Here is a 21,895-nt window from a genome sequence, read left to right on the forward strand (position 1 = left end):
GATAATTACCTTAGTTATCCACAATTAGTTTTATCTTTTAGGTTATTAATAGCCTTATCACAGCTTATTACTTTCTTTGAACACAGAGTTATCCACAAAAATATATTTTGATTGCTTATTTTTTGGTCTTTTTATTGACCGTTTTTTAATAGTTTACTGATAAAATATGCTGAGGGATTTTTGGATAACATTTTTTTATTTTTTAAAATTGTTCCTTTTTTATAAAATTCTTTTATTTTTACAAAAGCAAATTTATACTTAACTAGATTAATTTTTTAGTGTGAGGTTACTTTATTACTCTTTCACAATTACCGTTGCCTTTTTCATTACCAAACAGTGAAACTTTTGAAAGTTTTTATATAGGTGATAATCAATTACTACTTGATTCTTTGCAAACTTTATTGGTTAAGCAAGGTTTCAATGTATTTTATATGTGGTCGGCAAGCGCTGCTGGTCGTACTCACCTATTGCATGCATCAAGTCAAAACAAACTGGCTAGTTATATTCCTTTAAAACAGTATTTTCACCTTGTTCCCGAAATCTTACAAGGATTGGATAATTATGATTTAGTTTGTTTAGATGATATTGATGCTATTGCAGGCAATCGGAATTGGGAAGAAGCTATTTTTGATTTATTTAACCGTCTGACTGAAAAAAATATTAGTAAATTATTGATTACTGCCAGTGCTCCACCTAAACAGGTTTCTTTTATATTACCTGATCTGGTTTCACGACTCAGTTGGGGGCAAGTTTATCAATTAAAAGAACTGAGTGATGATGATAAGCTAAAGGCGTTACAACTACGAGCACAATTAAGTGGTTTTGAATTATCGACTGAAGTTGGATTATTTTTATTAAAGCGTGTCCATCGTGATATGCGTACCCTGTTTTCTTTGTTAGAAAAGTTTGAAGTAGCAACATTAGCGGAACAACGTAAGTTAACGATTCCTTTTATTAAAAATATTTTGGATTTGTAATATGAGTAACAAGCCTGAAGCTATCGTTTTTTTTGATTTAGATGGGACTTTATTTAATAGTCAAATAGAGGTTTTAGCAAGTTCAGTTGAGGCAATAAGAAAGCTAAAGCAAAATAATATTATTCCAATGCTTGCAACAGGTCGTACACCTTGTGAAGTGACCGATTTAATGAAAAAATTGTCGATTGATTCTATTATCGGTATGAATGGGCAAATTGTTCTATATAAAGGCGAGAAAGTTTTTACGAATAATATCGATAAAGATTTAATCGCCAGAATGTATCAGTTTTCAAAACAGCAAATGAATATTCCTTTAGCTTTTTATAATGATGAAACAATGCGTATTTCTGAGTGTACTCAAGCAGCAAAAACGTTTTATCACTATCTTAAACAACCTATTCCCCCTGTTGATGATCTGCTTTATCTAAAAGAACCGATTCAAATGATGTTATTGTTGTGCGAAGAAGGTGAATCTGTTTATCGTGATGTTTTTCCTGAATTAACATTTATACGTAACACACCTTATTGTGTTGATGTTTTTAATCATGGTGGTTCCAAAGGCAATGGTATTAATCAGTTATTGCAAAAAAAAGGATTTACTGATGTGCCTACTTACGCATTTGGTGACGGGATGAATGATTTTGAGATGTTTACGACCGTTAATCACCCGATAGCAATGGCTAATGCTGTAGACAAATTAAAAGAACAAGCTGAATTTGTCACTGATTCCAATGATAATGATGGGATTGCAAAAGCCTTAAAAAAATTTGGTTTGATTTAAATGTTATTATTGATAAATCACCCCTAAAGATACAGCTTGGTTTGCACCGGTCACTTCTGGAATATTCGACGGAATATTATTAAGTCGACAATAAGCAAGCCAAGCGAATGCTATTGCTTCCATATCATCACTGTTTATTCCTTTTTCGCTGGTAGTTAACACATCCCAATTGGGCAATAACACAGATAGCCTTTGCATAATAAGAGGGTTTTTTGCGCCTCCACCACACACTAAAAGTTCACATGGTAATTCTGTGTTGATGGATAATTTTGTTATTTCTTGCGCGATAGATAATGCAGTCAATTCAACCAGTGTTGCTTGAATATCCTCAGATTTTAATGTGATACCTGTCAATTTTTGACGTAACCAAGATAGGTTAAACAGTTCTCGTCCTGTGCTTTTAGGGGCGGGTAATTGAAAATAATCTTCATTTAATAACTTATTGAGAAGTTTGGTATCATTCTTTCCTGTTTTTGCCCATTTAGCATCGTTATCATAATTTTTACCAAGACAAGCATTTATCCAACCGTCAAGCAATACATTACCCGGTCCGGTATCGTAACCGATAACGGGTTGATGAGGAATAAGTACCGTGATATTACTTATTCCACCAATATTTAATATCACACGATTAATTGACGGATTTTCAAGTTGTGATTTATGAAAAGCAGGCACTAAAGGTGCGCCTTGTCCTCCATAAGCAATATCTTTTCGTCTAAAGTCAGCGACGGTAGTAATGCCTGTTAGGGCGGCAATGATATTGGCATCGCCAATTTGCATCGTAAAAGGGTTTGCACCAAATGGTGAATGGTAAATAGTTTGTCCATGACAACCAATTGCATTAATTTTATTACGCTCTATTTTATGGTGTGTTAAAAATTGATTCACATGATGGGCATAAAGTAAGCCTAACTGGTGATCCAGTTCACCTAAATCTTGTAATGAAGTCTGTTTGGTTTCACAAAGGGTTAGTAATTGTTGTTTAATGTCATCTGGCATAGAATAACATTCGCTGGCTATTGATTTAACTTTTCCTGCAGTAATATCAACTAATGCAATATCTACCCCATCCATGCTGGTACCTGACATAATTCCAATATATAAATTGTGCATAATACTAACCTTGTCGTATGATTTGACCCGTTTTTATATCCCTAATTTCAGAAGGTGAAGCCCTGTGTCCGGTTTCACCTTGTAATATGGGAAACTGTTCACCAAATTGTAATGCAACTTCGTTTGCGGTAAAACAAGGCGGATAATTTGAAAGATTAGCGCTTGTTGAAACTAAGGGCTTACCAAATAGGTCGCATAATGTACATACCAATGGATGATCAGTAACACGTACTGCAATTGAATCAAATTGACCGGTTAAAAACTGTGGGGTATTTTTATTTTTAGGAAAAATCCAAGTAACCGCACCTGGCCAACTTGCTAAAGCTAACTGTTTTTGTTGATAGGTCAATGCTGACTCATCGATGTAAGGGATAAGTTGATCATAATGACTGGCAATGAGAATTAAACCTTTTTCAATAGGACGGCGCTTTAAATCAAGCAGTTTCATTACTGCAGTTTGACAATCAGGATCGCAACCCAATCCAAAAACAGATTCAGTTGGATAAGCTACAACTTCGCCTTTTTCTAGTAAGTCATCGATTTCTTTTATTGATAATAAATTTACCATTTCTAGTTGGATACAGAATTATATGATATGAAAATCATATTAAACTGAGGTGTATTGAATTGCAAATTGGCTCTGTCAATTTTGAAATATTGTTGATACGGGAAGTAAAAAATCAAATTTAACAGAGTTATTAATTTATTACCAATTCATTTGAGGAAAATGTTTAGCGGTCAATTCAACCATCTGTTGCAGATTAATGATATGCAATCTTTTATCAATAAACGGATCAAGTCCACGCGCTGTAATATCATTATCTAAGATATAACAATGTTGAGTTTTTTCTAAAATAGCATTAAGAATAGGGGTATTTTGTAACGCAATAAATACGCCATTTTGCCAAAATAAGACCGCATCTTGGGCAGAGATAATCTGAGGATCGATTATTGATTGGTTATCTGTTGAAATTGTGTGTAGCATGTTTTTTCACTTATTATGTCAAGACATAATATTAAAGTTAAAATTTACTCAAAAATTGAGTTAATTTTGGTTAGTACCTCTTTAGTTGTTATTAGTATATAATAACAACTATTTATTAAGCAAAATATCCGTTATGAAACCTATTATTTTAGCCGACGAACAACAAACTATCTTCTTTGGTAAGCAATTAGCAAAGCAGTGTTTAAGTTATTTATTGAACAATAATAGTACAATAGTTATTTATTTAATTGGTGAGCTAGGGGCTGGAAAAACAACATTTAGTCGAGGTTTTTTACAACAATTAGGGCATGTTGGTAATGTAAAAAGCCCAACCTATACCTTAGTGGAATCTTATCAATTTGATGATTTTTCAGTTTATCATTTCGACTTATATAGGCTTTATGATCCAGAAGAACTTGAGTTTATGGGGATTCGTGAATATTTTGCTTCGCGATCCATTTCTTTAATAGAGTGGCCACAACAAGCCCAAGGTATTTTGCCAATTGCGGATATTGAAGTTCATTTAAGCTATTTGAAACTTGAACGTACAGCGACTTTGTTGGCAAAAACAGCAAAAGGTCAAGCTATTATTAATCAAATACACTTAGCGGATACATGATGAAAAAACTTCTTACTTTTATGATGTTATTGTTGCTTTGCAGTTCTGCTTATGCTGCTAAAGTGGTGATTGCCGTTGATGCAGGACATGGTGGCAAAGATTCAGGTGCGATAGGTAAAAATAAATTATATGAAAAGACAGTAACCCTTTCTATTGCTAAAAAACTCACTGCTTTACTCAATAACGATCCAAAATTTAAAGGTGTATTAACTCGAACCAGTGATAATTTTATTTCGGTATCCAAACGTTCAGAGATTGCGCGTAATAGTAAAGCCAATTTACTTATATCCATTCATGCCGATGCAGCTCCTAACCGTAGTGCAACTGGTGCTTCTATTTGGGTTTTATCAACTAAGCGAGCTGATACTGAACTTGGTCGTTGGATTGAGCAAGAGGAAAAACAGTCACAGTTATTAGGTGGTGCAGGCGATGCATTAAGTGATGGTCATGATGCTCATTTAAGTCAAGCGGTACTTGATTTGCAATTTTCTTATTCACAGCGTGTAGGCTATGAGCTAGCAACTCAAGTCTTAAAAGCAATGAAGGGTACGATCAAATTGCATAAAAATAAACCTGAACATGCAAGTTTAGGTGTATTGCGATCCCCAGATATTCCATCTATTTTAGTTGAAGTTGGTTTTATCTCAAATATAGGGGAAGAAAAATTAATTGGTAGTAGTGCGCATCAAGATAAAATTGCCAAAGCAATCTATCAAGGCATAAAAAATTATGTAAAACAAAATCCTAAGTTTGGAGAAAGACATTAATGGCTATTCATATTCTATCACCTCAGTTAGCAAATCAAATTGCAGCTGGTGAAGTGGTAGAGCGTCCGGCATCAGTTATTAAAGAATTAATTGAAAATAGTTTAGATGCTGGTAGTACGCAAATTGATATTGATTTAGAGCAGGGCGGATGTAAATTAATTCGTATTCGAGATAATGGCTGTGGAATTAATAAGGAAGAATTAGCTTTAGCATTAGCTCGTCATGCAACCAGCAAAATTAATACATTAGACGACTTGGAGGCGATAATAAGTCTGGGATTTAGAGGAGAAGCACTTGCTAGTATCAGCTCAGTTTCCCGATTAACGCTAACTTCTCGAACTGCGGAACAATCTGAAGCCTGGCAAGTTTATGCTGAAGGTCGAGATATGTCTCCAACTATTAAACCTGCTGCACATCCAGTAGGTTCAACGGTTGAAGTGTTAGATCTATTTTATAATACCCCCGCTAGACGTCGTTTTTTGAAAACCGAAAAAACGGAATTTATGCATATTGAAGAGTTTATCAGACGTATTGCGTTGGCGCGTCCTGATGTGACATTTAACTTGCAACATAATGGTAAATTAGTTAAACAATATCGTGCATCTGAGTTAGAAAAACGTGTTGAACTCGTATGCGGTCGTGCTTTTATGCAAAAAGCAGTAAAGTTAGATTGGCAACATGATGATTTATTGATTCAAGGATGGGTTGCAAGTAATGAAGTTAGCGATCTACAATATTTTTATGTTAACGGGCGTGTAATTAAAGATAAATTACTCAATCATGCTCTACGGCAAGCTTATATTAGCCGAACAAACGAACAACAAAGTTATGTTGTATTTTTAAAACTTGATCCAAAGCAAGTTGATGTGAATGTTCATCCAGCTAAACATGAAGTTCGTTTTCATGAGGCTAGACTTGTTCATGATTTTGTTTATCAAGCTATTGTTATGGCACTGGAGTCGTCAGTTGAATCAACATTACCTTTAGAGGATAATCAAACTAAAATATCAATTACACCGAATAGACAAGCGGCGGGTGATAATATTTTCAATCGACAAAACAACCAGACATCTTATTCTACGAATAAGCCATTTCCTCAAAAGATAATCAATAATGTAAAAGAAAATAATGCACTGTACGGACAACTAGTTAATGTTGATGCCCAGCAAAACAAACAAAATATAAATCAAAAACAACAGATTGATTTACCACAGGAACATCACATTACTGAACCACAAAAAGCGGTGATTGAAACTTTATTTCCGAAACGAACAACGCCATTACAGTCATCACTACATCATCAGTTTGATAGTTCATCGTTAGTGCAATTTGGTCGAGTTTTAACTGTTATTCAACCCGATATTGCATTACTTGAAAAATATGAAGACAGCGAGCAAAAATTAATGTTAATGAAGCTGCCAGTTGCAAAGCAAAAAGTGAATGCGATTAAATTGTTATCGCAAGAATCTGAAAAACTACTGATTCCATTAACAATTTTAATTAATCGCAAAGAAGAGCAAGTTCTTACTCACTATAAGGCACAATTAACCTTTTTAGGTTTTGAGTTTAGTTTTGAAAAAGCTAAATTACATTTGCAAAATGTTCCTAAAATGTTACGTACGACAAATTGGCAACAGTTACTACCTGCTTTAATTACTTTTTTATCTGCAGATGAAAATACAACTATCGATCCTACTCAAATTGCCAGTTGGTTAGCTATTAAATGTGAAGATAATAGTTTGGTCAGTTGGAGTGTTGCTAACGTAATTCAATTGCTAGCTCAATTAGAACAGGTAGATATTAAATTATTAGAACAAGAAACATTTTTATACCCTATTGATATTCAAACTTTTATGCAATCAATTTTATCATGAGTAAACCAAAAATTATTTCATTAATGGGGCCGACTGCATCAGGTAAGACAGCTTTTGCTATGGCGCTTTATGATCGTTATCCTATCGATATAATTAGCGTGGATTCAGCATTGATTTATCGTGGTATGGATATTGGTACGGCAAAACCTACTTTATCTGAACAACAAAAATATCCTCATAAATTGATTGATATTTGTGACCCCTCTGAAAGTTATTCTGCTGCGAACTTTCGGCATGATGCTATTTTGGAAATTGAAAAATCATTAAAAAATGGTCGAATTCCACTATTAGTAGGTGGAACAATGCTCTATTTTAAAGCTTTAATTGAGGGACTTTCACCTCTGCCAGCAGCGAATAGTGAAATACGTCAGCAAATTGAGGAAAAAGCCAATAAATATGGTTGGCAATCGATTCATGAAGAGTTAAAAAAAGTTGATCCCGTTTCGGCTAATAGAATTCATCCTAATGATCCACAGCGTCTTAATCGTGCTTTAGAAGTTTATTTAATTTCTGGAAAAAGTTTAACTGAATTGACACAACATAGTGGTGAACTATTACCTTACGATATTATGCAATTTGCTATCATGCCAAAAGATAGAGCTGAGTTGCATCAACGTATTGAACAACGTTTTTTACAGATGCTGGAGTTAGGATTTGAAGACGAAGTTAAACGATTAATGGTACGAGCAGATTTACATACTAATTTACCCTCTATACGTTGTGTCGGTTATCGTCAAATGTGGGAATATTTAAGTGGTGAAATAAGTTATGATGAAATGGTATTTAAAGGGATTTGCGCCACACGGCAATTAGCGAAAAGACAGATTACTTGGCTTAGAGGATGGAAACAACCAATCACATGGTTAAACGGTGATAATATGGATTCAATTTTTCTAAAAATATAATGATGTAAATTGTTTTAATTTTCTTTTTTTAAGCTTTTAAGTTAGAATAGAAAATTGCATTTTCTTAAAAATTTTTGGATAATTGTCAAGATTCGGTATAATTTTTGTATTTTTTAGTTTAAATACATTAAAATTTTAGTTATTTGTGCATTAATCGCTTTTCGTTAGTTTTATAGCGATGCTTTTTATGTTATTTTGATAATACAGAAGTATCTTATGTCGCATTAAATACTATTATTTTTTGCGTTTACAATTATTTTATCTTCATTATTATTTCATCTATAAAGGATAAACTCATGTCAAAAGGGCAGTCATTACAAGATCCTTATTTAAATTTGCTTCGTCGCGAGCATATTCCTGTCTCAATTTATTTAGTTAACGGGATCAAATTACAAGGTCAAATTGAATCATTCGATCAATTTGTTATTTTATTAAAGAATACGGTAAGCCAAATGGTTTACAAACATGCTATTTCAACAGTCGTACCATCAAGACCTATTTCAGGATTGGTATCTCAGCCTGAAGAGGAAACTGAAAGCTGATAATTTCAGTGGAGAGTTCGATTGTTTGAACGATATAAAGGTGGTGAATCCGCCTTATTAGTGCATGTGTTCTTTCCTAAAGAAAGCGATATTGAGGATCTTAAAGAGTTTGAAATATTAGTTTCTTCAGCTCAGATAGATATTCTCGATATCGTGACAACTTCAAGAAAAGCGCCTCAAGCCAAATATTTTATTGGTGAAGGTAAAGCTATTGAAATTGCTGAAAAAGTGAAAGAATTAGATGCCTCTGTTATTTTAGTCAATCATACCCTAACGCCTACCCAAGAACGAAATCTCGAAAAATTGTGTGAATGTCGTGTTATCGATAGAACAGGACTAATTCTTGATATATTTGCACAACGCGCAAGAACCCATGAAGGAAAATTACAAGTTGAATTAGCTCAATTACAGTATTTATCGACGCGTTTAGTTCGTGGCTGGACTCATCTTGAGCGACAAAAAGGGGGAATTGGGTTAAGAGGCCCAGGCGAAACGCAATTGGAAACCGATAGACGATTAATTCGTCATCGTATTCAATTAATCTTATCTAAACTTGCTAAAGTTGAAAAACAACGCAACCAAAATAGACAATCCCGAAATAAAGCTGATATTCCAACTGTATCTTTAGTGGGTTATACTAATGCAGGTAAATCAACGCTATTTAATGCATTAACTCATGCTGATGTTTATGCTGCAGATCAGTTATTTGCAACACTTGATCCAACTTTACGCCGAATAGTTGTTGATGATGTAGGCGAAGTCGTGCTGGCTGACACGGTTGGTTTTATACGCCATTTACCGCATGATCTTATTGCTGCATTTAAAGCAACCTTGCTTGAAACTCAAGAAGCAGCCTTATTATTACACATTGTTGATGCCGCTGATCCCAACTTTTTAGATAACATGCAAGCGGTTGATGAGGTTTTGTTGGAAATAGACGCTGATGAAATTCCAACATTAATCGTCATGAACAAAATTGATTTAATCGAAGGCAAACAACCATGTATTGATCGTGATGAAGATGGTTTGCCAATTCGTGTTTGGATTTCTGCTGAAAATGGTTTAGGATTAGATCTCTTATTTAAGGCATTAACAGAAAGACTTGCTAGGCAAATTCAAGTTTGCCAATTAAACTTACCAATTCATTTAGCAAAACTAAGAAGCCGTTTATATCAGCTAAATGCAGTTGAACATGAAGTAATTAATGGAGATGGTAGTTTCCATTTAGATGTAAGGATGCCATCAATCGAATGGAATCGCCTATGTAAACAAGAGCCAGATCTGTTATACTTAATTAATACGCAAAATAACAACTAATTGTTAAATGGAGCATATAAAATATGGCGTGGAATCAGCCCGGCAATAACGGACAAGATAACGATCCATGGGGAAATAACAACCGAAAACCTTCTGGTTCATCGGCTAGTTTATTAAATAAAATCAAAGATATCCTCAAAAATGGTCATTCGAGTAACAACAATGGTAATTCTTCAGGAAAGAAATTACCGATGAATACTTCTAAAATTATAGGTATCGTAATTGTTGTATTAATTTTTATTTGGGCGCTCAATGGTTTTTATACTATAAATCAAAGTCAACGAGGTGTGATTACACGTTTTGGTCAAGTTCAACCTGAAATTATTCAGCCAGGATTAAATTGGAGAATACCATTAGTAGACAAAGTTTATGCTGTTGATACTCAAGGTACTAAAAATTTCAATGTAAAAGGATTTATCGTCACGACAGGTGAAAACTTAGTGTTCGTTGAAATGAACGTACAATATCGTATTAGTAATCCTTTAAAATATTTATTCAATGTCACAAATGTTGAAGATAGTCTGCGACAAGCGGCTGACAGTGCACTTAGAACCGCTGTGGGTAGTTCAAATATAGACGCAATCATTTCTGATGGGCGTTCTGTGCTTGAAAGTAGTACTAAAGATGAATTAGTTAATGTGATTACGCATTATGATATGGGTATCAATATTGTAGACTTGAACTTCCAAGTAGCGCGTCCACCTGATGAAGTGCAAGATGCTTATGATGATGCTATTCGAGCTCAAGGTGACAGTGAGCGTGAAATTAAAAAGGCTGAAGCTGATAAAGTTCAGATAGTGCAGCAAGCAGAAGGTCGTTCAGCGAGAATTCTAGCCGATGCTAATGCTTACAAAGTACGTATTGAACTTGAAGCTGCGGGTGATGTTGCGCGTTTCGAAAAAATTCTACCGCAATATAAAGCAGCACCTGAAATCACCAAAGAACGTTTGTATATTGAAACTATGGAAAGGGTATTAACCAAAACCAACAAAGTTATTGTTAATGATAAAAGCGGTAACATTATGGTTTTACCATTGGAAAAGTTATTTCAAAATAAAAGAATAACAAATTCTAATCCACCAACATTATCAAATACTAACAGTGATTATAACTTTAATACGTCTTCTTCAGATGCCGTAAAAAATCAGTCTCAAGCAGCATCTGAATTACCAAAAGACCATAACAGTAGCAATAACTCAAATAGCGTAAGAAATACTACGCGGACTATGGGACGTTAAGGAGAAAAATATGCGAAAATTATTAATTCCTATAGTTTTAATATTAATCGGTGTGTATATTTCAAGCGTTTATGTTATTGAAGAAGGTACACGTGGTGTTGTTTTAAGATTCAATAAAATCATTGGATTATCTGAGCCTGGGTTACATTTTAAAATCCCTGGTATGGATACGGTCAAAGTAATTGATGCTAAAATTCAAACAACTAATAGCTCTAATAACAATAAAGAACAACGATTTTTCAATGTGCAAAAGAAAGAGTTAATTGTTGACTATTTTGTGCAATGGAAAATTATTGATTTTAATCGTTATTATGAAACAGTCGCCGGTGGTAATAATGTCGAAGACTTATTATTAGCAAGACTGAATGGTCGTTTACGTGCTGAAATTGGTAAATTAAGTAATAAAGATATTATCAATGATTCTAATGCGGATACACAATCTCGTAATTCTTTGATGAATCGCGTAAAAGATGCACTAAATGGTGGTGCTCAAGAAATAGCTGAAAATACTTCAACAGATGTACATAAAGATATCGAAGGTAATAAAACGAGTTTACGAGCGTTTGGTGTCGAAGTCATTGATGTGCGAATCAAGCAAATTAATTTTCCTGCTGAGGTTTCAGGTTCAATCTATGCCAGAATGCGAGCAGAACGTGAAGTTATTGCACGAGATAAACGTTTTGAAGGTGTAAAAAAAGCTGAAGAAACAAGAGCAAAAGCTACATTGCAAGAAACAGAAATACTTTCAGAAGCAGAACGCCAATCACGAGTAATTCGTGGTGAAGGCGATGCAATTGCTGCTAAGCTTTATGCGGATGCTTTTGGCAAAGACAAAGAATTTTTTAGTTTTATTCGAAGTTTAAAAGCTTATGAACAAAGTTTCACTGGTAGTGATATTATGGTCATTAGTCCAGATAGTGAATTTTTTCAATATATGAAATTAAAATCTAATAATTAACTGAATGAGTAAAAATCTATGAGTAATAATGTTGTTGTGTTAGGAACACAATGGGGTGATGAAGGCAAAGGTAAAGTTGTTGATTTACTCACAGAAAAAGCAAAATATGTTGTCCGTTATCAAGGTGGGCACAATGCAGGACATACATTAGTCATTAATGGTGAAAAAACGGTATTGCATCTTATTCCTTCAGGAATATTACGTAACGATGTCATTAGTATTATTGGTAATGGTGTTGTACTTTGTCCAGATGCTTTAATGAAAGAGATGAAAGAGTTAGAGGATAAAGGCATACCCGTCAAAGAAAGATTACTCATTTCTGAATCATGTCCTTTGATTTTGCCTTACCATATTGCTCTTGATCAAGCTCGTGAAAAAGCCCGCGGTAGTAAAGCGATTGGGACAACAGGTCGTGGGATTGGTCCGGCATATGAAGATAAAGTAGCTCGTCGAGGTCTTCGTGTAGGCGATTTACGTGATCGTCAAGCGTTTGCAGAAAAATTGAAAGAAGTGATGGAATATCACAACTTCCAATTAGTCAACTATTACAAAGTAGAAGCGGTTGACTATCAAAAAGTGCTAGATGACACATTAGCGATTGCTGATATTTTAATTGCGATGATAGCTGATATTCCTGCACTGTTAGAAGAAGCTCGCAAAAAAGGCGAAAGAATTATGTTTGAAGGTGCGCAAGGAACATTACTTGATATTGATCATGGTACTTACCCTTTTGTGACTTCATCAAATACTACTGCAGGTGGGGTAGCAACGGGTTCAGGCTTTGGGCCTCGTTATGTTGGTTATGTACTGGGAATTGTAAAAGCTTACTCTACTCGTGTTGGCGCAGGTCCTTTTCCAACAGAACTTTTCGATGATGTTGGCGAGTATCTTTGTAAACAAGGGAATGAATTTGGCGCAACAACCGGACGCCGTCGCCGTACAGGATGGCTTGATGCTGTCGCTGTTAGAAAAGCAGTACAACTAAACTCGGTTTCAGGATTTTGTTTAACTAAACTTGATGTTTTAGATGGATTAAAAGAAGTTAAAATCTGTGTAGGATATCAATTACCAAATGGTGATGTGATCAAAAACGCACCGGCTTCTGCTGAAGAGTGGAGCTTAGTTAAACCCGTCTATGAATCAATGCCTGGGTGGAGTGAATCAACCTTTGGTATAAAAAGCTATGATGCTTTACCACAAGCAGCAAAAACTTATATTAAAAGGATAGAGGAATTAACCGAGACGCCAATTGATATTATTTCAACGGGGCCTGATCGAAGTGAAACCATGATTTTACGTGATCCTTACCAAGCATAATAATAAATTGATTAAAATCGGGAATTATCCCGATTTTTTATTTCAGCAAATAAATAATTGTGGTTGAGGAAAGAATGTCTAGAATAGGAACACCATTATCAACAACGGCGACGAAAGTCTTAATTTGTGGTGCAGGTGAGCTGGCTAAAGAAGTTGCCATTGAGCTACAACGATTTGGTTGCGAGGTGATTGCCATTGATCGTTATGCCAACGCACCTGCAATGCAAGTTGCACATCGCTATCATATTATCGACATGTTAAACGGTCGTGAGTTAAAAAGCGTAATTGAAAGTGAACAACCAGATTATATCGTGCCTGAAATTGAAGCCATTGCAACAGATACATTAGTTGAGTTAGAAGAACAAGGTTTTACGGTTATCCCTACAGCAAAAGCGACGCAATTAACGATGAATCGCGAAGGAATTCGTCGTTTAGCCGCTGAAAAATTAAAATTACCGACTTCTCCTTATCGTTTTGCGACAAATTTTTTAGAGTTTGAAAAAGCTGTTAATGAAATTGGTTTTCCTTGTTTGGTTAAACCCGTTATGAGCTCTTCAGGTAAAGGACAATTTTTAATACATAACAATAATGATCTTGAATCAGCTTGGCGATATGCTCAAGAAGGCGGACGAGCGGGCGGTGGAAAAGTTATCATTGAAGGTTTTATCGATTTTGATTATGAAATTACCTTATTAACAGTAAGACATATTGATGGCGTATCGTATTGTGAACCGATTGGACATCGACAAGAAAATGGTGATTACCGTGAATCTTGGCAACCACAACACATGTCACCCCAAGCACTTAACTTAGCAAAAGAGATTGCATCAAAAATAACGGAAGCCTTAGGTGGTAGAGGATTATTTGGGGTTGAGTTATTTGTAAAAGGTGATCAAGTATGGTTTAGTGAAATTTCACCTCGTCCTCATGACACAGGAATGGTGACTTTGATTTCACAAAATCTATCCGAATTTTCGTTACACGTAAGAGCTATTTTAGGGTTGCCTATTCCAACGATTGAACAATATGGGGCAAGTGCATCTGCTGTATTAATGGTAGAAGGTGACTCAAATCAAGTTTCTTATATTCATTTAGCCCAAGCACTAAGCGTTGAACAAACCGATCTACGCCTATTTGGTAAACCTGAGGTTAAAGGGGCAAGAAGAATGGGGGTTGCATTAGCAAGGGCAAATAATATTAGCGAAGCGATAGAAAAAGCTAAACAGGTGGCAAATCAGATAAAATTTATACTATAACGCCTTGTTTTGAATAAAAAGCGACCACTCAACCCAAAAATAATAAAAAAACCAAAATAAGGGTTGACGACATCAAGTGAAATGAGTAACATACGCAACCCTTGAGACAGCAAACTAAATCAACAAAACTTGATAAGGTAAAAAAGCTGTCAGCTCTTTAAAAAGAAGAAACAGACAATCTGTGTGGGCACTTGCGAGACGAAAGATAAAAAGTCTACGGACTCAAAAAATTAAGTCTTGATAAGTGACACTGAAGATTCATTTGAATATGTCAGAAACAGTTATTGAGCATCAAACTTTAAATTGAAGAGTTTGATCATGGCTCAGATTGAACGCTGGCGGCAGGCTTAACACATGCAAGTCGAACGGTAACATGAGTGCTTGCACTTGATGACGAGTGGCGGACGGGTGAGTAAAGTATGGGGATCTGCCAAATGGAGGGGGACAACAGTTGGAAACGACTGCTAATACCGCATAAAGTTGAGAGACCAAAGTACGGTTCCGAAAGGACGTGCGCCATTTGATGAGCCCATATGGGATTAGCTAGTTGGTGGGGTAAAGGCTCACCAAGGCGACGATCTCTAGCTGGTCTGAGAGGATGACCAGCCACACTGGAACTGAGACACGGTCCAGACTCCTACGGGAGGCAGCAGTGGGGAATATTGCACAATGGGGGAAACCCTGATGCAGCCATGCCGCGTGTATGAAGAAGGCCTTCGGGTTGTAAAGTACTTTCGGTAGTGAGGAAGTTGTGTGTATGAAAAGTGCATGCAGTTGACGTTAGCTACAGAAGAAGCACCGGCTAACTCCGTGCCAGCAGCCGCGGTAATACGGAGGGTGCGAGCGTTAATCGGAATGACTGGGCGTAAAGGGCATGTAGGCGGATAATTAAGTTAGGTGTGAAAGCCCCGGGCTCAACCTGGGAATTGCACTTAAAACTGGTTATCTGGAGTATTGTAGAGGAAGGTAGAATTCCACGTGTAGCGGTGAAATGCGTAGAGATGTGGAGGAATACCGGTGGCGAAGGCGGCCTTCTGGACAGATACTGACGCTGAGATGCGAAAGCGTGGGGAGCAAACAGGATTAGATACCCTGGTAGTCCACGCTGTAAACGATGTCGATTTGGAGTTTGTTGCCCTGAGTGATGGGCTCCGAAGCTAACGCGATAAATCGACCGCCTGGGGAGTACGGCCGCAAGGTTAAAACTCAAATGAATTGACGGGGGCCCGCACAAGCGGTGGAGCATGTGGTTTAATTCGATGCAACGCGAAGAACCTTACCTGGTCTTGACATCCACAGAATCTGGCAGAGATGCTGGAGTGCCTTCGGGAACTGTGAGACAGGTGCTGCATGGCTGTCGTCAGCTCGTGTTGTGAAATGTTGGGTTAAGTCCCGCAACGAGCGCAACCCTTATCCTTTGTTGCCATCGATTAGGTCGGGAACTCAAAGGAGACTGCCGTTGATAAAGCGGAGGAAGGTGGGGACGACGTCAAGTCATCATGGCCCTTACGACCAGGGCTACACACGTGCTACAATGGCGTATACAAAGGGAGGCGACCTCGCGAGAGCAAGCGGACCTCAGAAAGTACGTCTAAGTCCGGATTGGAGTCTGCAACTCGACTCCATGAAGTCGGAATCGCTAGTAATCGTGAATCAGAATGTCACGGTGAATACGTTCCCGGGCCTTGTACACACCGCCCGTCACACCATGGGAGTGGGTTGCACCAGAAGTAGATAGCTTAACCTTCGGGAGGGCGTTTACCACGGTGTGATTCATGACTGGGGTGAAGTCGTAACAAGGTAACCGTAGGGGAACCTGCGGTTGGATCACCTCCTTACGAAGTGCTCGTAAGTGTTCACACAGATTGTTTGTTTAGAAAGAGTCACTTTATTGGGTCTGTAGCTCAGGTGGTTAGAGCGCACCCCTGATAAGGGTGAGGTCGGTGGTTCAAGTCCACTCAGACCCACCAATTCAACGGCATTGAGCGGAAGTTTGAGGCGTTGAAGAAGTGAAAACAATGGGGCTATAGCTCAGCTGGGAGAGCGCCTGCCTTGCACGCAGGAGGCCAGCGGTTCGATCCCGCTTAGCTCCACCATTAAAGCCGTCTCTTTTGAATTAAATTATGTTTGTATTTACTTATATGAGTAAATAGAAAGATAAAGCTCTTTAACAATTAGGAACAAGCTGAAAGAAACGAGTTCTCGTTTTTACGGAAGGCATTGATACGAAAGTATGGATGTTTGAAGTAGAAAAGAGAAAAAAGCGTAATAGAAACCAAGACAACTGTGAGTTGTAAGGTTAAGAAATTAAGCGTACACGGTGGATGCCTAGGCAATCAGAGGCGAAGAAGGACGTGTTAATCTGCGAAAAGCGACGGTGAGCTGATAAAAGGCGTTATAGCCGTCGATGTCCGAATGGGGAAACCCAGTGCAGGTGACTGCACTATCATCTGATGAATACATAGTCAGATGAGGCGAACCGGGAGAACTGAAACATCTAAGTACCCCGAGGAAAAGAAATCAACCGAGATTCCCCTAGTAGCGGCGAGCGAAAGGGGAGTAGCCCAAAGCGGGTAGCATAATGTATCAGTGGAAGCGTCTGGAAAGTCGCACGATAGAGGGTGAAAGTCCCGTACACGAAGATGGATTATGTGGAAGCTTGAAGAGTAGGGCGGGACACGTGATATCCTGTCTGAATATGGGGGGACCATCCTCCAAGGCTAAATACTCCTGATTGACCGATAGTGAACCAGTACCGTGAGGGAAAGGCGAAAAGAACCCCGGGAGGGGAGTGAAATAGACCCTGAAACCGTGTACGTACAATCAGTGGGAGCATGTACCGTTGGGTATGTGTGACTGCGTACCTTTTGTATAATGGGTCAGCGACTTATATTCTGTAGCAAGGTTAACCGAATAGGGGAGCCGAAGGGAAACCGAGTATTAACTGTGCGTTAAGTTGCAGGGTATAGACCCGAAACCCGGTGATCTAGCCATGGGCAGGTTGAAGGTTGGTTAACACTAACTGGAGGACCGAACCGACTAATGTTGAAAAATTAGCGGATGACCTGTGGCTGGGGGTGAAAGGCCAATCAAACCGGGAGATAGCTGGTTCTCCCCGAAAGCTATTTAGGTAGCGCCTCATGAGTAACTGTTGGGGGTAGAGCACTGTTTCGGCTAGGGGGCCATCCCGGCTTACCAACCCGATGCAAACTCCGAATACTGACAAGTTTAATCATGGGAGACACACGGCGGGTGCTAACGTTCGTCGTGAAGAGGGAAACAACCCAGACCGCCAGCTAAGGTCCCCAAGTCATAGTTAAGTGGGAAACGAAGTGGGAAGGCTTAGACAGCTAGGATGTTGGCTTAGAAGCAGCCATCATTTAAAGAAAGCGTAATAGCTCACTAGTCGAGTCGGCCTGCGCGGAAGATGTAACGGGGCTAAAACTATGCACCGAAGCTGCGGCAGTGCACGTAAGTGTATTGGGTAGGGGAGCGTTCTGTAAGCCGTAGAAGGTGTGTTGTGAGGCATGCTGGAGGTATCAGAAGTGCGAATGCTGACATAAGTAACGATAAAGCGGGTGAAAAGCCCGCTCGCCGGAAGACCAAGGGTTCCTGTCCAACGTTAATCGGGGCAGGGTGAGTCGACCCCTAAGGAGAGGCCGAAGGGCGTATCTGATGGGAAACGGGTTAATATTCCCGTACTGGCTATAACTGCGATGGGGGGACGAAGAAGGCTAGGTTTACCACCTATTGGATGGTGGGTTAAGCGTGTAGGGGTGTGATTAGGCAAATCCGGTCACTGAGACCCTGAGGCGTGATGACGAGCTACTAAGGTAGTGAAGTAATTGATGCCCTGCTTCCAGGAAAATCCTCTAAGCTTCAGGTTATAGTTAATCGTACCCGAAACCGACACAGGTGGTCAGGTAGAGAATACTCAGGCGCTTGAGAGAACTCGGGTGAAGGAACTAGGCAAAATGGTGCCGTAACTTCGGGAGAAGGCACGCTGATGGTAATTGAAGTCCCATGCGGATGGAGGTGAAGTCAGTCGAAGATACCAGCTGGCTGCAACTGTTTAATAAAAACACAGCACTGTGCAAACACGAAAGTGGACGTATACGGTGTGACGCCTGCCCGGTGCTGGAAGGTTAATTGATGGGGTTATGCGTAAGCAGAAGCTCTTGATCGAAGCCCCAGTAAACGGCGGCCGTAACTATAACGGTCCTAAGGTAGCGAAATTCCTTGTCGGGTAAGTTCCGACCTGCACGAATGGCGTAATGATGGCCAGGCTGTCTCCACCCGAGACTCAGTGAAATTGAAATCGCCGTGAAGATGCGGTGTACCCGTGGCAAGACGGAAAGACCCCGTGAACCTTTACTATAGCTTGACAGTGAACATTGAGCCTTAATGTGTAGGATAGGTGGGAGACTTTGAAGCATGCACGCCAGTGTGTGTGGAGTCATCCTTGAAATACCACCCTTTAATGTTTGATGTTCTAACCTATACTTCTGAATCGAGGTAAGGGACACTGTCTGGTGGGTAGTTTGACTGGGGCGGTCTCCTCCCAAAGAGTAACGGAGGAGCACGAAGGTTAGCTAATCCTGGTCGGACATCAGGAGGTTAGTGCAATGGCAAAAGCTAGCTTGACTGCGAGAGTGACGGCTCGAGCAGGTACGAAAGTAGGTCATAGTGATCCGGTGGTTCTGAATGGAAGGGCCATCGCTCAACGGATAAAAGGTACTCCGGGGATAACAGGCTGATACCGCCCAAGAGTTCATATCGACGGCGGTGTTTGGCACCTCGATGTCGGCTCATCACATCCTGGGGCTGAAGTAGGTCCCAAGGGTACGGCTGTTCGCCGTTTAAAGTGGTACGCGAGCTGGGTTTAGAACGTCGTGAGACAGTTCGGTCCCTATCTGCCATGGGCGTAGGAAAATTGAGAGGGTTTGCTTCTAGTACGAGAGGACCGAAGTGAACGCACCGCTGGTGTACGGGTTGTGATGCCAATTGCATTGCCCGGTAGCTACGTGCGGAATAGATAAGTGCTGAAAGCATCTAAGTACGAAACTAGCCTCGAGATGAGTTTTCCCTGATGAGAATCAGTAAGGTCCGTTTGAGACTAAGACGTAGATAGGTCAGGTGTGTAAGTGTAGTGATACATTGAGCTAACTGATACTAATGAACCGAGAGTCTTAACCTTACAACTCGGAGTTGTTTTGGGATTACGCGAATAGAGAGAAGAGAAAATCATCGAAAGGTGGTTGAATATTGTAGAAACAGTTTGTTCCGGATTGAGGAATTGATGTAAAGATGAGATAATGTACATCAATAGAGAAAGAGAAGACAGGATATGTCTGGCGGTAATAGCGCGGTGGTCCCACCTGACCCCATGCCGAACTCAGAAGTGAAACGCCGTAGTGCCGATGGTAGTGTGGGTATTACCCATGTGAGAGTAGGGTGCCGCCAGACTTTTAAATAAGCGTGAGAGCCCAGCAGAGATGCTGGGCTTTTTTGCTATCTATGATTTAAGAAATTAAAATCAACGTAATTGAAGAGCAGAGAGGGATATAGTCTGGAAATGAGCTCATTAATCGCTTTTAATAAACCATTCAATGTGGTTACTCAATTTTCAGCACATGAAAAATATCAAACATTAAAAGATTTTATCTCATTACCTAGATTTTATCCGGCTGGTAGATTAGATACTGATAGCGAAGGGTTACTTTTATTGACAAATGATGGTAAGTTACAGGCTAAAATAAGTTCTCCTAAATTCAAACTACCAAAGACGTATTGGGTTCAAGTTGAAGGAACCATTACTCATCAAGCAATAGACAAGTTAAAGCGTGGTATTCAATTAAAAGACTTTCACACTGCCCCAGCAATAGCCAGTATAATAGAAGAGCCAACATGCTTATGGCAAAGAGTACCGCCGATTAGAGAACGTAAAACTATTCCTACTTCATGGTTGAGCATGACAATAACCGAAGGAAAAAATCGTCAAGTACGTAGAATGTGTGCAGCCGTTGGTTTTCCATGCTTACGATTAATCAGGGTTCAAATAGGACATTATAATTTATTTGACCATAATCTACCGTTAGGAAAGTGGACAACGTTATCTTTAAATGAACTTTATCGATAATAAATGCATTTTTTTATTTAGAATTAAAGTTAAGTGTTATATCCTTTCTCCTATATTTACAAATCAAAATTTAGATCAAACTTATTTGTTCCGAATAAATTGGGCTTTATACTAAAATAAGATAAAATGATCTCTATCATGATCATGGGATAAATTATTTATGGTAGAACAGAAAAAAGAGGGCTTTTTCTCTCGGTTAAAAAAAAGTTTATTTAAGACAAAACAAAATATAGGATCGGGCTTTCTCAATTTATTTAGAGGAAAAAAGATCGACGATGCTTTATTTGAAGAACTTGAAGAACAGCTACTCATAGCGGATGTTGGTTTTGAGACTACACAAAAGATTATATCAAGTTTAACTCAACAAGCTTCAAGAAAAGAACTAAAAGATGCTGATGCTCTGCATGAACTTTTAAAACAAGAGATGAAATCTATCCTAAATAATGTTGATAAACCTTTAGATATAGAAAATCATAAACCTTTTGTGATATTAATGGTAGGCGTTAATGGTGTTGGTAAAACAACAACAATAGGTAAATTAGCAAAACAATTTCAACAGCAAGGTAAATCAGTTATGCTCGCTGCGGGTGATACTTTCCGTGCAGCAGCAGTTGAACAATTACAAGTATGGGGGGAGCGTAATCATATTCCTGTTATTGCTCAACACACAAATGCTGATTCTGCTTCAGTGATCTTTGATGCTTTACAAGCAGCCAAATCCAAAAAAATTGATGTTTTAATTGCTGATACAGCTGGACGTTTACAAAATAAATCACATTTAATGGATGAACTGAAAAAAATTGTTCGTGTGATCAAAAAACAAGACGAAACAGCACCACATGAAATCATGTTAACGATTGATGCCAGCACAGGGCAAAATGCAATAAGTCAAACAAAATTGTTTAACGAAGCGGTTGGAGTTACTGGAATGACGTTAACTAAGTTAGATGGTACGGCTAAAGGTGGTATTATCTTTAGCGTTGCTGATCAGTTTAATATACCTATCCGTTATATAGGGGTTGGTGAAAAAATTGATGATTTGAGGCCATTTATTGCTGATGATTTTATTAATGCACTATTTGATGAAGCAGAAGAATAGAGAGAAAG

At 38.4% G+C, this 21,895-nt stretch carries 15 protein-coding genes, 2 tRNA genes, 3 rRNA genes and 2 pseudogenes; 19 read left to right on the top strand and 3 right to left on the bottom strand.

Annotated elements, in window-relative coordinates; all coding sequences use genetic code 11:
• Positions 1-293 precede the first annotated feature (293 nt).
• Positions 294-977: a DnaA inactivator Hda gene (hda, locus tag GYM75_RS00005; RefSeq protein WP_220217257.1), complete on the top strand. Its 684-nt coding sequence runs from the start codon at positions 294-296 to the stop codon at positions 975-977.
• A 1-nt stretch (position 978) separates the two neighbouring features.
• Positions 979-1,758, top strand: a complete 780-nt coding sequence (locus GYM75_RS00010) for a Cof-type HAD-IIB family hydrolase (protein WP_220216198.1) — start codon at positions 979-981, stop codon at positions 1,756-1,758.
• A 6-nt stretch (positions 1,759-1,764) separates the two neighbouring features.
• Here GYM75_RS00010 and GYM75_RS00015 read toward each other — a convergent pair whose 3' ends face one another.
• The 3 genes from GYM75_RS00015 to tusB form a co-directional block, all read right to left on the bottom strand.
• The gene (locus GYM75_RS00015; RefSeq protein WP_220216199.1) at positions 1,765-2,871 is read right to left on the bottom strand and encodes an anhydro-N-acetylmuramic acid kinase; all 1,107 of its coding nucleotides are present in this window, start codon (positions 2,869-2,871) and stop codon (positions 1,765-1,767) included.
• Positions 2,872-2,875: 4 nt separating this feature from the next.
• Positions 2,876-3,439, bottom strand: coding sequence for a Sua5/YciO/YrdC/YwlC family protein (locus GYM75_RS00020; RefSeq protein ID WP_220216200.1), 564 nt, complete (start codon positions 3,437-3,439; stop codon positions 2,876-2,878).
• A 138-nt stretch (positions 3,440-3,577) separates the two neighbouring features.
• Entirely contained in the window at positions 3,578-3,856 is a 279-nt protein-coding gene (tusB, locus tag GYM75_RS00025) for a sulfurtransferase complex subunit TusB (protein WP_220216201.1), read from the bottom strand.
• A 133-nt stretch (positions 3,857-3,989) separates the two neighbouring features.
• On the opposite strand from tusB, the gene tsaE reads away from it, so the two are divergent.
• From tsaE to ftsY, 17 genes and pseudogenes are all read left to right on the top strand, one after another.
• Complete coding sequence (tsaE, locus tag GYM75_RS00030) at positions 3,990-4,475, top strand: tRNA (adenosine(37)-N6)-threonylcarbamoyltransferase complex ATPase subunit type 1 TsaE (protein ID WP_220216202.1); 486 nt, start codon at positions 3,990-3,992, stop codon at positions 4,473-4,475.
• Positions 4,476-4,516: 41 nt separating this feature from the next.
• Positions 4,517-5,221, top strand: a pseudogene (locus GYM75_RS00035) (N-acetylmuramoyl-L-alanine amidase); the annotation flags it as partial.
• Between the two features lie 20 nt (positions 5,222-5,241).
• Positions 5,242-7,116 carry a DNA mismatch repair endonuclease MutL gene (gene mutL / locus GYM75_RS00040; RefSeq protein WP_220216204.1) on the top strand — a complete coding sequence of 625 codons (1,875 nt, stop codon included), beginning with the start codon at positions 5,242-5,244 and terminating at the stop codon, positions 7,114-7,116.
• Entirely contained in the window at positions 7,113-8,021 is a 909-nt protein-coding gene (gene miaA / locus GYM75_RS00045; protein ID WP_220216205.1) for a tRNA (adenosine(37)-N6)-dimethylallyltransferase MiaA, read from the top strand. Before mutL ends, miaA begins: the two co-directional genes overlap by 4 nt.
• Before the next feature lie 296 nt (positions 8,022-8,317).
• Positions 8,318-8,563: an RNA chaperone Hfq gene (hfq, locus tag GYM75_RS00050; protein WP_220216206.1), complete on the top strand. Its 246-nt coding sequence runs from the start codon at positions 8,318-8,320 to the stop codon at positions 8,561-8,563.
• A gap of 21 nt (positions 8,564-8,584) precedes the next feature.
• A complete protein-coding gene (gene hflX, locus GYM75_RS00055; RefSeq protein ID WP_220216207.1) occupies positions 8,585-9,880 on the top strand; it encodes a ribosome rescue GTPase HflX in 1,296 nt (431 codons plus the stop codon).
• A 23-nt stretch (positions 9,881-9,903) separates the two neighbouring features.
• A complete protein-coding gene (gene hflK / locus GYM75_RS00060) occupies positions 9,904-11,118 on the top strand; it encodes an FtsH protease activity modulator HflK (RefSeq protein WP_220216208.1) in 1,215 nt (404 codons plus the stop codon).
• A 10-nt stretch (positions 11,119-11,128) separates the two neighbouring features.
• A complete protein-coding gene (gene hflC, locus GYM75_RS00065; RefSeq protein WP_220216209.1) occupies positions 11,129-12,076 on the top strand; it encodes a protease modulator HflC in 948 nt (315 codons plus the stop codon).
• An 18-nt stretch (positions 12,077-12,094) separates the two neighbouring features.
• Positions 12,095-13,393, top strand: a complete 1,299-nt coding sequence (locus GYM75_RS00070; RefSeq protein WP_220216210.1) for an adenylosuccinate synthase — start codon at positions 12,095-12,097, stop codon at positions 13,391-13,393.
• Between the two features lie 74 nt (positions 13,394-13,467).
• Entirely contained in the window at positions 13,468-14,649 is a 1,182-nt protein-coding gene (purT, locus tag GYM75_RS00075) for a formate-dependent phosphoribosylglycinamide formyltransferase (RefSeq protein WP_220216211.1), read from the top strand.
• 300 nt (positions 14,650-14,949) lie between these two features.
• A 16S ribosomal RNA gene (locus GYM75_RS00080) occupies positions 14,950-16,487 on the top strand.
• 55 nt (positions 16,488-16,542) lie between these two features.
• Positions 16,543-16,619 (top strand) — tRNA-Ile (locus tag GYM75_RS00085).
• A gap of 50 nt (positions 16,620-16,669) precedes the next feature.
• A tRNA-Ala gene (locus tag GYM75_RS00090) sits at positions 16,670-16,745 on the top strand.
• A 201-nt stretch (positions 16,746-16,946) separates the two neighbouring features.
• A 23S ribosomal RNA gene (locus tag GYM75_RS00095) occupies positions 16,947-19,846 on the top strand.
• Between the two features lie 153 nt (positions 19,847-19,999).
• A 5S ribosomal RNA gene (gene rrf / locus GYM75_RS00100) occupies positions 20,000-20,115 on the top strand.
• Together the 16S, 23S and 5S rRNA genes with 2 tRNA genes alongside form the textbook arrangement of a ribosomal RNA operon.
• A 109-nt stretch (positions 20,116-20,224) precedes the next feature.
• On the top strand, positions 20,225-20,788 hold the full coding sequence (locus GYM75_RS00105; protein ID WP_220216212.1) for a pseudouridine synthase: 564 nt from the start codon (positions 20,225-20,227) through the stop codon (positions 20,786-20,788).
• A gap of 175 nt (positions 20,789-20,963) precedes the next feature.
• Positions 20,964-21,887, top strand: a pseudogene (ftsY, locus tag GYM75_RS00110) (signal recognition particle-docking protein FtsY); the annotation flags it as partial.
• Positions 21,888-21,895: the final 8 nt, after the last annotated feature.

This window comes from Gilliamella sp. ESL0441 (genome assembly GCF_019469185.1).
Classification (GTDB): Bacteria; Pseudomonadota; Gammaproteobacteria; order Enterobacterales; family Orbaceae; genus Gilliamella.